The 13,234-nt window shown below is 72.0% G+C and carries 11 protein-coding genes; 1 reads left to right on the top strand and 10 read right to left on the bottom strand.

What is annotated here, in order from left to right; all coding sequences use genetic code 11:
- Window positions 1-11: 11 nt before the first annotated feature.
- The gene (locus ACWCV3_RS01775) at window positions 12-296 is read right to left on the bottom strand and encodes a DUF3039 domain-containing protein (protein ID WP_030810948.1); all 285 of its coding nucleotides are present in this window, start codon (window positions 294-296) and stop codon (window positions 12-14) included.
- Between the two features lie 29 nt (window positions 297-325).
- Entirely contained in the window at window positions 326-901 is a 576-nt protein-coding gene (locus ACWCV3_RS01770) for a YqgE/AlgH family protein (protein ID WP_451216833.1), read from the bottom strand.
- A gap of 246 nt (window positions 902-1,147) precedes the next feature.
- On the opposite strand from ACWCV3_RS01770, the gene murA reads away from it, so the two are divergent.
- Window positions 1,148-2,488 (top strand): UDP-N-acetylglucosamine 1-carboxyvinyltransferase, encoded by a 1,341-nt coding sequence (gene murA / locus ACWCV3_RS01765; protein ID WP_086692840.1) that lies wholly within the window; start codon window positions 1,148-1,150, stop codon window positions 2,486-2,488.
- 176 nt (window positions 2,489-2,664) lie between these two features.
- Here murA and ACWCV3_RS01760 read toward each other — a convergent pair whose 3' ends face one another.
- From ACWCV3_RS01760 to ACWCV3_RS01725, 8 genes are all read right to left on the bottom strand, one after another.
- Window positions 2,665-2,946 (bottom strand): HU family DNA-binding protein, encoded by a 282-nt coding sequence (locus ACWCV3_RS01760; RefSeq protein WP_018549700.1) that lies wholly within the window; start codon window positions 2,944-2,946, stop codon window positions 2,665-2,667.
- 266 nt (window positions 2,947-3,212) lie between these two features.
- A complete protein-coding gene (locus tag ACWCV3_RS01755) occupies window positions 3,213-4,637 on the bottom strand; it encodes a malic enzyme-like NAD(P)-binding protein (RefSeq protein ID WP_451216829.1) in 1,425 nt (474 codons plus the stop codon).
- 324 nt (window positions 4,638-4,961) lie between these two features.
- Window positions 4,962-7,277, bottom strand: a complete 2,316-nt coding sequence (locus tag ACWCV3_RS01750; protein ID WP_451216826.1) for a HelD family protein — start codon at window positions 7,275-7,277, stop codon at window positions 4,962-4,964.
- An 87-nt stretch (window positions 7,278-7,364) separates the two neighbouring features.
- On the bottom strand, window positions 7,365-8,186 hold the full coding sequence (locus ACWCV3_RS01745) for an anti-sigma factor family protein (protein WP_451216823.1): 822 nt from the start codon (window positions 8,184-8,186) through the stop codon (window positions 7,365-7,367).
- Complete coding sequence (locus ACWCV3_RS01740) at window positions 8,186-8,779, bottom strand: sigma-70 family RNA polymerase sigma factor (protein ID WP_030810966.1); 594 nt, start codon at window positions 8,777-8,779, stop codon at window positions 8,186-8,188. The genes ACWCV3_RS01745 and ACWCV3_RS01740 overlap by 1 nt, the downstream gene beginning before the upstream one ends.
- 270 nt (window positions 8,780-9,049) lie before the next feature.
- On the bottom strand, window positions 9,050-9,613 hold the full coding sequence (locus tag ACWCV3_RS01735; protein ID WP_451216820.1) for an ABATE domain-containing protein: 564 nt from the start codon (window positions 9,611-9,613) through the stop codon (window positions 9,050-9,052).
- 96 nt (window positions 9,614-9,709) lie between these two features.
- Window positions 9,710-10,906 (bottom strand): acyltransferase family protein, encoded by a 1,197-nt coding sequence (locus ACWCV3_RS01730; RefSeq protein ID WP_451216817.1) that lies wholly within the window; start codon window positions 10,904-10,906, stop codon window positions 9,710-9,712.
- Window positions 10,903-13,050: a bifunctional polysaccharide deacetylase/glycosyltransferase family 2 protein gene (locus ACWCV3_RS01725; protein WP_451216814.1), complete on the bottom strand. Its 2,148-nt coding sequence runs from the start codon at window positions 13,048-13,050 to the stop codon at window positions 10,903-10,905. Before ACWCV3_RS01725 ends, ACWCV3_RS01730 begins: the two co-directional genes overlap by 4 nt.
- Window positions 13,051-13,234 lie beyond the last annotated feature (184 nt).

Below are 13,234 nucleotides of genomic sequence, written 5' to 3'. Positions count from 1 at the left end.
GCCGGGACGGGCTACTTCTTGTCCTTGTCCCCGCCCTTGTCGCCACCGCTGCTCATGGACTCGTAGATCTCCTTGCACATGGGGCAGACGGGGTACTTCTTCGGGTCGCGGCCCGGCACCCAGACCTTGCCGCACAGCGCCACGACGGGGGTGCCGTCCAGGGCGCTCGCCATGATCTTGTCCTTCTGGACGTAGTGGGCGAAGCGCTCATGGTCGCCGTCACCGTGGGACACCTGCGGTGTCGGCTCGACGAGGGTCCCCGTACCAGTCCCGCGCTCGGGCTCGAGAGTGCTCATACCGCCAAGGGTACTGAAGCCCACGGGCATCAGTTGAGCGACGGGTCGTCCGGATACGTGGCCACCATCGCGAGGTCTCCGCGCTGCCGTCTCAGCACCTCGCGCCACAGCCGTTCCGGCTCCGGGGAGGAGATGTCACCGGGCTCGGACTCGACCACGTACCAGGCCCCCTGGTCCAGCTCGTCCTGGAGCTGGCCCGGTCCCCAGCCCGCGTACCCGGCGAAGATACGGAGCGCGCCGAGGGCGGAGGCGACCAGCTCGGGCGGGGTCTCCAGGTCGACCAGGCCGATCGCGCCGTGCACCCGCCGCCAGCCGAGCGGCGCCGCTCTCTCCCCCTCCGCGCCGCCGGGGACCACGGCGACGCCGAGCGCGGAGTCCAGCGAGACGGGACCGCCCTGGAAGACCACACCGGGCTCGCCCGCCAGGGCCGCCCAGCCGGCCAGCACGTCCCGCACGTCCACCGGGGTGGGCCGGTTGAGGACCACGCCCAGGGAGCCCTCCTCGTCGTGGTCGAGGAGGAGCACCACCGCGCGGTCGAAGTTCGGGTCCGCCAGAGCGGGGGTCGCCACGAGCAGCCGCCCTGTGAGTGAGGACACCTCGGTCATGCCAGACATGATCCCGCATCCCGGGCCCGAGCGGGGGCCGCAAGGCGCATGAACAGGGAGCACGTACGTACGGAGGCGGGGCGGCCCGGTGACCCGACGTACCCGCGGGGGAACCGTTCGTGTCGGGACGCGGCTGGCGGGTACTCGGGCTTACGGGCGAAGGGTGATCGGCGATTACCCTGTCTCTCCGGCCCCTGCGCAAAGTGATCGGCCGACCCCTGCCCGACTCATCGGAACGCGAGATTCATGACCGTCAACGACGATGTCCTGCTTGTCCACGGCGGAACCCCGCTGGAGGGCGAGATCCGTGTCCGCGGTGCGAAGAACCTCGTGCCGAAGGCCATGGTCGCCGCCCTCCTGGGCAGCGCGCCCAGCCGCCTGCGCAACGTCCCGGACATCCGAGACGTGCGGGTCGTGCGCGGCCTGCTCCAGTTGCACGGCGTGACGGTGCGGCCGGGCGAGGAGCCGGGCGAGCTGATCCTGGACCCGACCTACGTCGAGAGCGCGAACGTCGCCGACATCGACGCCCACGCCGGTTCCAGCCGTATCCCGATCCTGTTCTGCGGCCCGCTGCTGCACCGCCTGGGCCACGCCTTCATTCCCGGCCTCGGCGGCTGCGACATCGGCGGCCGGCCGATCGACTTCCACTTCGACGTGCTGCGCCAGTTCGGCGCGACCATCGAGAAGCGGGCGGACGGCCAGTACCTGGAGGCCCCGCAGCGGCTGCGCGGCACGAAGATCGAGCTGCCGTACCCGTCGGTGGGCGCCACCGAGCAGGTGCTGCTGACGGCCGTGCTGGCCGAGGGCGTCACCGAGCTGTCCAACGCGGCCGTGGAGCCCGAGATCGAGGACCTCATCTGCGTACTGCAGAAGATGGGCGCGATCATCGCCATGGACACCGACCGGACGATCCGCATCACCGGTGTGGACTCGCTCGGCGGCTACAACCACCGTGCCCTCCCGGACCGCCTGGAGGCCGCCTCCTGGGCGTCCGCGGCGCTCGCGACCGGTGGCAACATCTACGTCCGGGGCGCCCAGCAGCGCTCGATGATGACGTTCCTGAACACCTACCGCAAGGTCGGCGGTGCCTTCGAGATCGACGACGAGGGCATCCGCTTCTGGCACCCCGGTGGGCAGCTGAAGTCCATCGCGCTGGAGACGGACGTGCACCCCGGCTTCCAGACCGACTGGCAGCAGCCGCTGGTGGTGGCCCTCACCCAGGCCACGGGTCTGTCCATCGTCCACGAGACGGTCTACGAGTCCCGGCTCGGCTTCACCTCGGCGCTGAACCAGATGGGCGCGCACATCCAGCTCTACCGCGAGTGCCTGGGCGGCTCGGACTGCCGCTTCGGCGCGCGCAACTTCCTGCACTCGGCGGTCGTCTCCGGACCGACCAAGCTGCAGGGCGCCGACCTGGTGATCCCCGACCTGCGCGGCGGCTTCTCGTACCTCATCGCGGCCCTCGCCGCCGAGGGCACCTCGCGGGTCCACGGCATCGACCTGATCAACCGCGGGTACGAGAACTTCATGGAGAAGCTCGTGGAACTCGGCGCGAAGGTCGAACTGCCGGGCAAGGCGCTCGGCTGACGGGTCCTCACGCACACGCGAAATGGGCGGCCCCCCTGGTGACAGGGGGGCCGCCCATTTCGACTTCGCCCACCGGGGCGTGCCCCTTGAGGGGCGCGGGGAACTGCGCGACAAGCCACGGGCGGGCCCGCGGACCCACTGCGGCGCCCAGTTGCCCGGTGCCCCGAGCGGAGTGCTTACTTGCCCTTCGCGGCTTCCTTGAGCTTCGAGCCCGCGGAGACCTTCACGCTGAAGCCGGCCGGGATGTTGATGGGCTCACCGGTCTGCGGGTTGCGCGCGGTACGAGCGGCACGGTGGGTGCGCTCGAAGGTCAGGAAGCCGGGGATGGTGACCTTCTCGTCGCCCTTGGAGACGATGTCGCCGACAACCTCGGCGAACGCGGCCAGAACGGCGTCGGCGTCCTTACGGGTCACCTCGGCGCGGTCGGCCAGCGCGGCCACCAGCTCACTGCGGTTCATGTTCTTACTCCCGTGTTCTTCTTGCCAATGAGGCGTGAGGTGAGATCGATGCCGATGCGCTCGCGCCCAGAGACGCATCCTGCCCCTACCTGCGGCGGGAAAGCCAATCCGGCACCCGTAGGAGTCATGAGACCACCCTGGGGAGTCACACGAAAAGCGCCTGCCCCGCCGACACCCTAGAGGGCGTCACGACCGGGAAGCCGACGACTCGCCGCAGGGGAGGCCGCGTCGGTCCCACGACCTCCCCGACCCTACGGCAACCGCTGCTAAGACGCCGCAGGCGCCGCTCCGGCCGCCTTGGCGGCCTCCCGGACGGCCCCGGCCACCGCGCCGGCGACCTTGTCGTTGAAGACGCTGGGGACGATGTAGTTCGGGTTCAGCTCGTCCTCGGTCACCACGTCGGCGAGCGCCTGCGCGGCCGCGAGCATCATCTCGGTGTTGACGGTGCGGGACTGGGCGTCCAGCAGGCCCCGGAAGACACCGGGGAAGACCAGCACGTTGTTGATCTGGTTGGGGAAGTCCGAGCGGCCGGTGGCCACCACGGCGGCCGTCCGGCGGGCCACCGCGGGGTCGACCTCGGGGTCCGGGTTCGCCAGTGCGAAGACGATCGCGCCGTCCGCCATGGCGGCCACGTCGGTGCCGTCCAGGACGTTCGGGGCGGAGACGCCGATGAAGACGTCGGCGCCGCGCACGGCCTCCTTCAGGGTGCCGGTGAGGTTCTCGGGGTTGGTGTTGTCCGCGATCCAGCGCAGCGGGGAGTCGGTGGGGGCGTCCACCAGGTCCTCGCGGCCGGCGTGCACCACGCCGTGGATGTCGGCCACGACGGCGTTCTTGACGCCCGCGGCCAGCAGCAGCTTCAGGATGGCCGTACCGGCCGCTCCGGCGCCGGACATGACCACCCGGATGGACTCCATCGAACGCCCGGTGACGCGCAGCGCGTTGGTCAGCGCGGCGAGCACGACGATGGCGGTGCCGTGCTGGTCGTCGTGGAAGACCGGGATGTCCAGGGCCTCGCGCAGCCGGGCCTCGATCTCGAAGCAGCGCGGCGCGGAGATGTCCTCCAGGTTGATGCCCGCGAAGCCGGGGGCGATGGCCTTGACGATCTCCACGATCGCGTCGGTGTCCTGGGTGTCCAGGCACAGCGGCCAGGCGTCGATCCCGGCGAACCGCTTGAACAGGGCCGCCTTGCCCTCCATGACCGGCAGCGCGGCCTTGGGGCCGATGTTGCCGAGGCCGAGCACCGCGGAACCGTCCGTCACGACCGCAACGGAGTTGCGCTTGATGGTCAGGCGCCGGGCGTCCTCGGGGTTCTCCGCGATGGCCATGCAGACGCGGGCCACACCGGGCGTGTAGACCATGGAGAGGTCGTCACGGTTGCGGATGGGGTGCTTGGACTGCATCTCGATCTTGCCGCCGAGGTGCATGAGGAACGTTCGGTCGGAGACCTTGCCGAGGGTGACGCCCTCGATGCCGCGCAGCTCCTCGACGATCTCGTCGGCGTGCGCGGTGGAGCTGGCCGCGATGGTGACGTCGATCCGGAGCTTCTCGTGCCCGGAGGCGGTGACGTCGAGGCCGGTGACCGAGCCTCCGGAGGACTCGACGGCGGTGGTGAGCTGCGATACGGCCGTTCCGCTCGCGGGCACCTCCAGCCGGACCGTCATCGAGTAGGAGACGCTGGGCGCCGTTGCCATGGCCGACTTCCTCTGCTTTCACCGTGTCGCGTGTTGTGCCGTCCGATCGTCGCACCTACCGCCGAGTACGTGGTAGTCGGCTCTGATTGCGGACGTTGTGTTCTCGGGCGGTCACCCAACACGAGAGGCCCGCGTCACAGGGACGCGGGCCTCTCGCTCACACTCATGACACCGACCCGCCATGCTCGCCTCGCGGCAAGTGGTCGCTCGTAGCGACGATGGTTGGGCCCGGGGGCTTGGATCGGGCCGGTGCCACGACAAGGCTAACAAACGGACCCCGAGGGGCATTCCCCCGTGCACGAGGTCGCGGGAAAACAGCCCCGTTCAGTCCCGCAGGAGGTCCGGGACGCGGGCCGCGTCCGGCTCGTCGCGGTCGCCGGAGACGACCGTGAGCTGCTGGGTCGCGCGGGTGAGGGCGACGTAGAGCACGCGCAGGCCGGCCGGGGACTCGTCGGCGATCTCGGCCGGGGAGACGACCACGGTCGCGTCGTACTCCAGGCCCTTGGCCTCCAGGCTGCCGAGGGCGACCACGCGGTCGCCGAGCCCGGCGAGCCAGCGGCGGGCCTCCTCGCGCCGGTTCATGGCGACGACGACGCCGACGGTGCCGTCGACCAGGGAGAGCAGCCGCTCGGCCTCCGCGCGGACGGTGTCGGCCGGTGAGTCCCCGGCGATCTCGAAGCGCGGCCGGACACCGGTCGAGCGTACGGCGCGGGGGGACTCGGAGCCGGGCATGGCGAGGGCGAGCACCTTGGCGGCCAGCTCGGCGATCTCGGCGGGGTTGCGGTAGTTGACGGTCAGCTCGAAGCGGCGCCGGGGCCTGGAGCCCAGGGCCTCGTCACGGGCCTCGGCCGCCTCGTCCGGGTCGGACCACGAGGACTGGGCGGGGTCGCCGACGACCGTCCAGGTGGCGTGCCGGCCCCGGCGGCCGACCATGCGCCACTGCATCGGCGTGAGGTCCTGCGCCTCGTCCACGATGACGTGCGCGTACTCGGTGCGCTCCTGGGCCAGCCGCTCGGCGCGCTCGCGCTGGGTCTCCTCGCGGACCGGCATCAGCTCGTCCAGGCCGGTGAGCTGGTCCAGCGGGTCGAGTTCGCGCTTCCTGCGGGGGCGGGCGGGGGCGCCGAGGATCGCCTGGAGCTCGTCCAGCATGGCGATGTCGTGCACGGAGAAGCCGTCCCGCCTCAGCGCGCGGGCGACCTTGCGGACCTCGCCCGGGTTGAGCACGCGGCGGGCCCAGCGGCCCAGCCGCCTCTCGTCGGCCATGGCGGCGAGCACGCCCTTGGGGGTCAGCTCGGGCCACCAGGCGTCGAGGAAGGCGATGAAGGAGTCCTCGTCGGCAACGTCCTCGTCGAAGGAGAGGCGCAGCTCGGCGGCCAGCTCCGGGTCGGTGTGCCGGGAGGCGGCGCCGGATCTGGCCCACAGGGCGTCCAGCAGCAGCTTGCGGGCGCGGGGACGGAGCAGGTTGACGGGGGCGGTACCGCCGAGCGCGGTGCGGCGCACGGACTCCAGCTCCTGGGCCTCCAACTCCAGGCGGCGGCCGAAGGCGACCACGCGGAGCCGGTCGGGCAGGGCGCCGGCGCCGGTGCCGAGTTCGAGGGCGCCGCGCGCGGCCCGGCGCAGCACCTTCAGCATCCGGTAGGAGCCCTTGGCGCGGGCGACGGCCGGGGAGTCGTGGAGCGTGGCCTCGACACCGTCGACCAGGGAGCCGATCGCGCGGATGGCGACCTGGCCCTCCTCGCCGAGGGAGGGCAGCACGCCCTCGGTGTAGGCCACCAGCAGCGGGGTCGGCGAGACGATCAGGATGCCGCCCGCGTAGCGTCTGCGGTCCTGGTAGAGCAGGTAGGCCGCGCGGTGCAGGGCGACCGCGGTCTTGCCGGTGCCGGGGCCGCCCTCCACGTAGGTGACGGAGGCGGCGGGGGCGCGGATGACCTGGTCCTGCTCGGCCTGGATCGAGGAGACGATGTCCCGCATCGTGTGCCCGCGCGCCTGGCCGAGGGCGGCCATCAGCGCGCCGTCGCCGATGACGGGCAGTTCCTCGCCGCGCAGCGTGGCCTTCAGCTCGGGGCGCATCAGGTCGTCCTCGACGCCGAGGACCCGGCGGCCCTTGGAGCGGATGACCCGGCGCCGCACGACCCGGCCGGGGTCGACGGGGGTGGAGCGGTAGAACGGCGCGGCGGCCGGCGCCCGCCAGTCGATGACCAGCGGCGAGTAGTCCTCGTCCAGCACGCCGATGCGGCCGATGTGCAGGGTCTCGGCGATGTCTGCGGTGTTGTCGGGCCGCACGGCCCCCTCGGCGGGCTCGACGGCGGTGTAGGCGCCGTCCGGGCCCTTCTTGCCGTCCTTGCCCAGGAGCAGGTCGACCCGGCCGAAGAGGAAGTCCTCGAACTCGTTGTTCAGCCGGTTGAGATGGATGCCGGCCCGGAACACCTGGGCGTCCCGCTCGGCCAGCGCGCCCGGTGTGCCCACATGGCCGCGCTGGGCCGCGTCGTGCATCAGGAACTCGGCCTCGTGGATCTTCTCCTCGAGCCGCCGGTACACCCGGTCCAGGTGTTCCTGTTCGACGCTGATCTCTCGGTCCCGTACGGAGTCGCTCGCGCCGTTGACCGAGCCGACCGCGGAATGCTGAACCTGAGCGGCCACCGGGCCCCCTTCTGACGTGCTGGGCAGCCGTCAACCGTACGCGAAGAGGACCCGGCAAAGCTACGCGGGCGTGATTTCAGGCACCCCCTAGGCGTCCACCTGGACGAGCTTCCTGCCGTCCAGGGTCATGACGTCGAAGTGGTCGATCTCGCCGGGCTGGAGAGCGGTGCCGCCCCCGATGAACAGGGGGTTGCGGGCCTGCTCGGTCTTGGCGTCCGGGAGGCCGTAGCCGTCCTTGGGGACGCTCCAGGAGCCGAGTGTCTGCCGCTCGCCGTTCTTGCCGACCGCGATCAGGGAGCACTTCTGCTCGCCCTTGACGCCCCCGAGGCGCAGCACCGCGTCGGTGCCCCACGCCTTGCCCTGCAGGGCGACGGTGGCGGAGACGCCGGTGCCGGCGTCCGTGCCGGTGACCTTGGTGGACAGCTGGTCGAAGTGGTCCTTGGCGGAGGCGGCCAGCGGGGTCGCCGTCCCACTCGTGCCACCACCGCTGACCGACATCACGGCGACAGGGCCGCCGATGATCAGTGCGGCCGCGGCGGCGACCAGGTAGAAGCCGCGGCGCCGCTTGCCCGCCCGCCGCTCCGCGACCTCGTCGACCAGCTTCTCGACCAGCCTCGGGGTCGGCCGCGCGGACAGCGACTCACCGATCACCGGGGTGCTGCCGGTGCCCGGCAGGTCCGCGAGGGCGGCCAGCATGGGCTCCATCCCCGCGAGTTCGTCCAGTTGCTGGGCGCACCACTCGCAGCCCGCGAGGTGCGCCTCGAAAGCGGTCGCCTCGGTGTCGTCGAGGATCCCGAGGGCGTAGGCGCCGACGGTCTCGTGCTCGTTCGGCACCGGAGATCCCTGCATGGGGCCAGACATACCCGTACTCCCCGCGCCGAATCCTCGCATTCCCCCGTGCACACCCATCACGCCGTCACCCCCCGCTCCTCCAGCGCCAGCTTCATCGATCGCAGGGCGTAGAACACCCGTGAGCGGACGGTGCCGCTGGGTATGCCGAGGGTCTGGGCCGCCTCGTTGACGGTACGCCCCTTGAAGTAGGTCTCGACGAGCACCTCCCGGTGGGCCGGGGTCAGGTCGTCGAGCGCGTCCGTCAGCGTCATCAGCCAGAGCGCCTTGTCGATCTCGTCCTCCGCGGGGATGACCTCCAGCGGCGACGGATCGACCTCCTGCGGCCGGGCCTGCCGGCTGCGGTGGCCGTCGATGACGATGCGCCGGGCGACCGTCACCAGCCAGGGGCGTACCGAACCGGTCGCCCGATTGAGCTGACCGGCGTTCTTCCAGGCACGGATGAGCGTTTCCTGTACGACGTCCTCGGCGCGCTGCCGGTCACCGGCGACCAGCCGGAGGACATAGGCGAGGAGCGGTCCGGCGTGCTCCCGGTACAGGGCGCGCATCAACTCCTCGTCGGGTTCCGACGACTGCGAGGGCTGCGAGGACATGCGATGTCGGGCCCTCGATCCACGTTCATTGGCCACGGCCGCATCCTTGCGCACGCCCACCTCCGGTGTCCGGGGCTTGCCCCCGTCGGTCGCTCGCCCCTTCGTACGGGGCGGGAGGCGCGGTTGTTCAAGGTGGGGTGGTGATTTCCTCAAGGGTGGTGTGACGAGCGGGACATGCGCACACATTCTCCCCGCGCGACCTTTACGTTTCCGACACGGTGCCGAGCAGGCCCGCGCCGCCCTGACCCCAGGTCGGGCAAACCCGGTGTAGCCCAAATCACAGAAGTCAAGTGGATTCCTCTTTCCGGCACTTGGGCCGTACCGGGATGTTCAGGACCTGGCGAGGGCGACCCGCCGCCGGTGCCGGGCGACCCGCTCGCGGTTCCCGCACGCCTCGCTGGAGCACCAGCGCCGGCGGCGTCCGCGCGAGGTGTCGAGGTACAGCAGTGAACAGCCCTTCGCAGCGCATTCGCGCACGGCCGCCCGGGCGAGGGGGTCGGTGAGGAGGTCCACGGCGTCACGGGCGAGGAGGGAGAGGAGGGCGGCCGCCGTGGGCATCTCGGCCAACTCCTTTGTGAGCGAACCGTTCTGCTGGGCGACGGCCCGGACGGCCGGAGGCGCGGCGGCGCGGGCGGCGCGGTTGACCCCCTCCAGGGAGTCGGCGGGGGCGCGAGAGGCCCGCATCAACCTCTCGACATGCCAACGCAGTTCGAGGAAGTCCGCGACCCATCCCCCGTCGGCCTGCCCCAGCGGACTTCCCGCCGGCACCAGCCGCGCCTCCACGATCCAGGCCGTCAAATCCCTTGCCGTGCCGATCCGTTCCTTCGGGTGCGCGGTGGCCAGCAGGTCCAGGCAGTCTCGTCCGGCGTCGAATCGGGAGGTACCGAGTGCCATGCGCTGCGTCACCGCCTGGGCAGGAGGGCGTCTTCTCACTCCCCTCCACAGTGCCCCTCCCGCCCGGCGGCCGGAACCCCCCGCGCCCCGGCGGGGTCAGGCCGCGCGGTGGCGGCTGGCCGGGCGCGGAGCGCCGTCCGGCCACAACTGCGGCTCACGCTTCGCCGCCAGATCCTCCGCCCATCCGAAGGTGACCACGCAGCCGCAGATCAGCACCCAGGTGAGGGCGAGGACGGGCCAGGGGCTCTCCAGGAGCCAGGGGCACCTCTCGTCCAGGACGTCGTAGCGCCAGAGCTGGTCCCAGAGGGTGGAGGCGATCAGGATGCAGAGGTTGTGCCAGAGATAGATGGTCACCGCCCGGGAGTTGAGCAGGGTGACCAGGCGGTCGAAGGGGCGCAGCAGCCGGGGCCACTCGGTCCAGACCGGGCTGATGTGCAGCAGGAGCAGCACGGTGGCCAGCGACCAGAGGGACTGGGCGAACGGGATGTCGTCCATGTCGTGCCCCTGCCGGAAGCCGTGCGTGAGCGCGTACCAGAGGCCGAGCCCGGCGACGGGCGGTGCGAGGGACGGCACGACGTAGCGCGGGACGCGCTTCAGCACCCCCTGCTGGTGGGCCATGCCGACGATCCAGCAGGCGCCGAAGGTGCTGAAGTCGGTCAGCGCCGAGGGGACGCGCTCGCCGGGGAGCTGGAGGTGGCCGAACTCGAAGGCGGCGGCCAGCGCGACCGGTGCCAGCACGGTGGTCCACGGGATCGCCGTCAGCGCTCTCAGCAGGAGCGGGGAGAGCAGTACGAACCACAGGTAGGCGCGGATGTACCAGAGCGGTCCGGCCAGTTCGGCCGCCCAGCCCGGCCCGAGCACCCCGTGCACGCCGGGCAGCGTGCCCGCGTACGGCGGGTCGCTCAGCGGCAGCACCCAGAAGCCGAGGTGGACGAACCACCAGCCGGGGTGTCCCTCGGCGTCCGGACGCCAGCCCTGGAGCACCATGCCGGACACCCCGAGCGCGCCCAGCAGCCAGAGCGGGGGCAGCAGCCGGCACAGCCGGCCCCGGACGACGTCCACGGCGGGGCGCTTCAGGGAGCGGGCCATCAGGCTGCCGGCGAGCGCGAACATCACGCCCATGGACGGGAAGACCACGGGCAGCCAGGCCCAGCCCATGAGGTGGTAGAGGACGACCCGGAAGAGGGCGACCGCCCGGAGCAGGTCGAAGTACCGGTCCCGGACCGGCGCCCGCCGCACGGGTTCGGGCGCCGATTCGGTCGCGGGTGCGGTCAGTTCGTGTGACGTCGTCATCGCAGCGCTCCTTCGGCCGGGACCGGGGCCGACACCCCGCCCTTGCGGCGGAGCTTCTGCCAGCGCAGCCGGCCGCCGGTGAGTGCCGTGACCCAGGACTGCAGCAGCACGACGTACATGAGTTGGCGGTAGAGGAGTTGCTGGAGCGGCAGGGAGATCAACGGGGTGAGCCGCTCCCGGTCCAGCGCGAAGGCGTAGGCCGCGCAGACGGCCTGGACGGCCAGGACGGCGAACCAGGACGCGATGGTCCTGCCGGTCGGGCCGAAGACCAGGCCGTAGACGAGGAAGAGGTCGATCAGCGGGGCCAGCAGCGGGGCGACCACCATGAACAGCGAGACCAGCGGCAGCCCGACCCGGCCGAACCGCCCGGAGGGTCCGCCCTCCAGCACGGCCCGGCGGTGCTTCCAGACGGCCTGCATGGTGCCGTAGGACCAGCGGTAGCGCTGGGACCACAACTGCCCGAGGGACTCCGGGGCCTCGGTCCAGGCGCGGGCCTCCTCCGCGTAGACCACCCGCCAGCCGTCGCGGTGCAGGGCCATGGTGATGTCGGTGTCCTCGGCGAGGGTGTCGTCGCTCATCCCGCCGACCCGCTCCAGCGCGGTGCGGCGGAACGCGCCGACGGCGCCGGGGATGGTGGGCATGCAGCGCAGCACGTCGTACATCCGGCGGTCCAGGTTGAAGCCCATCACGTACTCGATGTGCTGCCAGGCGCCGATGAGCGTGTCCTTGTTGCCGACCTTGGCGTTGCCCGCGACGGCGCCGACACGCGGGTCGGCGAAGGGCTGCACCAGTTCGCGGACGGTGGACGGCTCGAAGACGGTGTCGCCGTCCATCATCACGATCAGGTCGTGACTGGCGTTGGCCAGGCCCCGGTTGAGGGCGGCCGGCTTGCCCGCGTTGTGCTGCCGGACCACCCGGACGCCGGGCAGGGCGAGCCCCTCCACGATGCGGGCGGTGCCGTCGGAGGAGCCGTCGTCGACCACGACGACCTCCACCGGGTGCTCCCCGCCGGCCAGGGACCGCACGGTGTTCTCGATGCACTTGGCCTCGTTGTAGGCGGGCACCAGCACGCTCACCGGTTCGGTGACCGGTTCCGGGCCCCACCGGAAGCCGCGGCGGCGGGTGCGGCGGGCGTGCGCGGCGGACAGCAGCAGCATCAGCCCGAACCGGCCGAAGACCAGGACGCCGATGACGGCGAGACCCGCGACGAGCACGGTGGTGATGCCGTCGGCCGCCCCGACCAGCGCGATCCACGCCTTGCCGGTCCACAGCCCGAGTCCGGTGACCCGGGTGTCGCCGCTCGGCGCGTCGAGCGCCTGGGTGAGGGTCTGGAAGCGGTAGCCCTCGGCCTGGAGCCGGGGCAGCAGTGTGTCGATCGCCCGGACCGTCTGGCTGCGGTCGCCGCCGGAGTCGTGCATCAGGACGACCGCGCCCCGGCCCTTCGCGGGCGTGGCCCGGCGGATGATCTCCTCCACCCCCGGCCTGCGCCAGTCCTCGCTGTCCAGGTCGTTGAGGACGACGAGGTAGCCCCGCCCGCCGATGTACTCGGCAACCGGCCAGGACCGGTCGTCCATCGCGGAGGCGAAGGAGGAGTACGGGGGCCGGAACAGCGAGCTGCGGATGCCGGCCGCGCCCGCGAGGGCCAGCTGCCCCTGGGACAGCTCCCAGTCGACCCTTCGCCGGGACTGGAAGGAGAGATCGGGGTGGTTGAAGGTGTGCAGGCCCACCTCGTGGCCCTCGGCGACCATGCGTCGGACCAGCTCGGGGTGGCGGGAGGTCATCGTGCCGGTCACGAAGAACGTGGCCCGCGCGTGGTTCCGCCTGAGCGCGTCGAGGACCTGGGGCGTCCAGGTCGGGTCGGGGCCGTCGTCGAAGGTGAGCACGATGCGCCGCTTCGGCACCCGGAGGCTGTCGGTGCGGCCGTTCCGGGTGTCGACGACGGGACCGCCGTCGGTGACCCCGGCGGGCACGTGCCCGCCGGGTGCCTCGGGCCGCACGCGGTGGTCGGCGAGGATCTCGTTGTGGACGTAGCCGCGCAGCATGAGCATGGCCAGCGCGGCGAGCAGGAACAGGAAGGCCAGCAGCGGGCGCAGCGGGAGCCGGCGGCGCCGGGGCAGCGCCCGGCGGGCGGTACGCGGAGTCATCGGAGGTTCTTCCGGAGTCAGGACGCGGCGGGCCGGCCGGCCGAGCCCTGGTGCTGCGGGCCACCGCCGCCTGCCGGGGACTCGGTGGCGGCCGGGCTGGGCGCGGTGGTGGTCGGCACCGGGGACGCCTCGGCGGACGCGGTCGCGGTGGGCGTCGGCCTCGGGCTGCCCCCGCCGGGCGCGG

The organism is Streptomyces sp. NPDC001781, assembly GCF_053596035.1.
The sequence above is the reverse complement of the archived record's forward strand: the minus strand, read 5'-3'. Positions and strand labels throughout refer to the sequence as shown.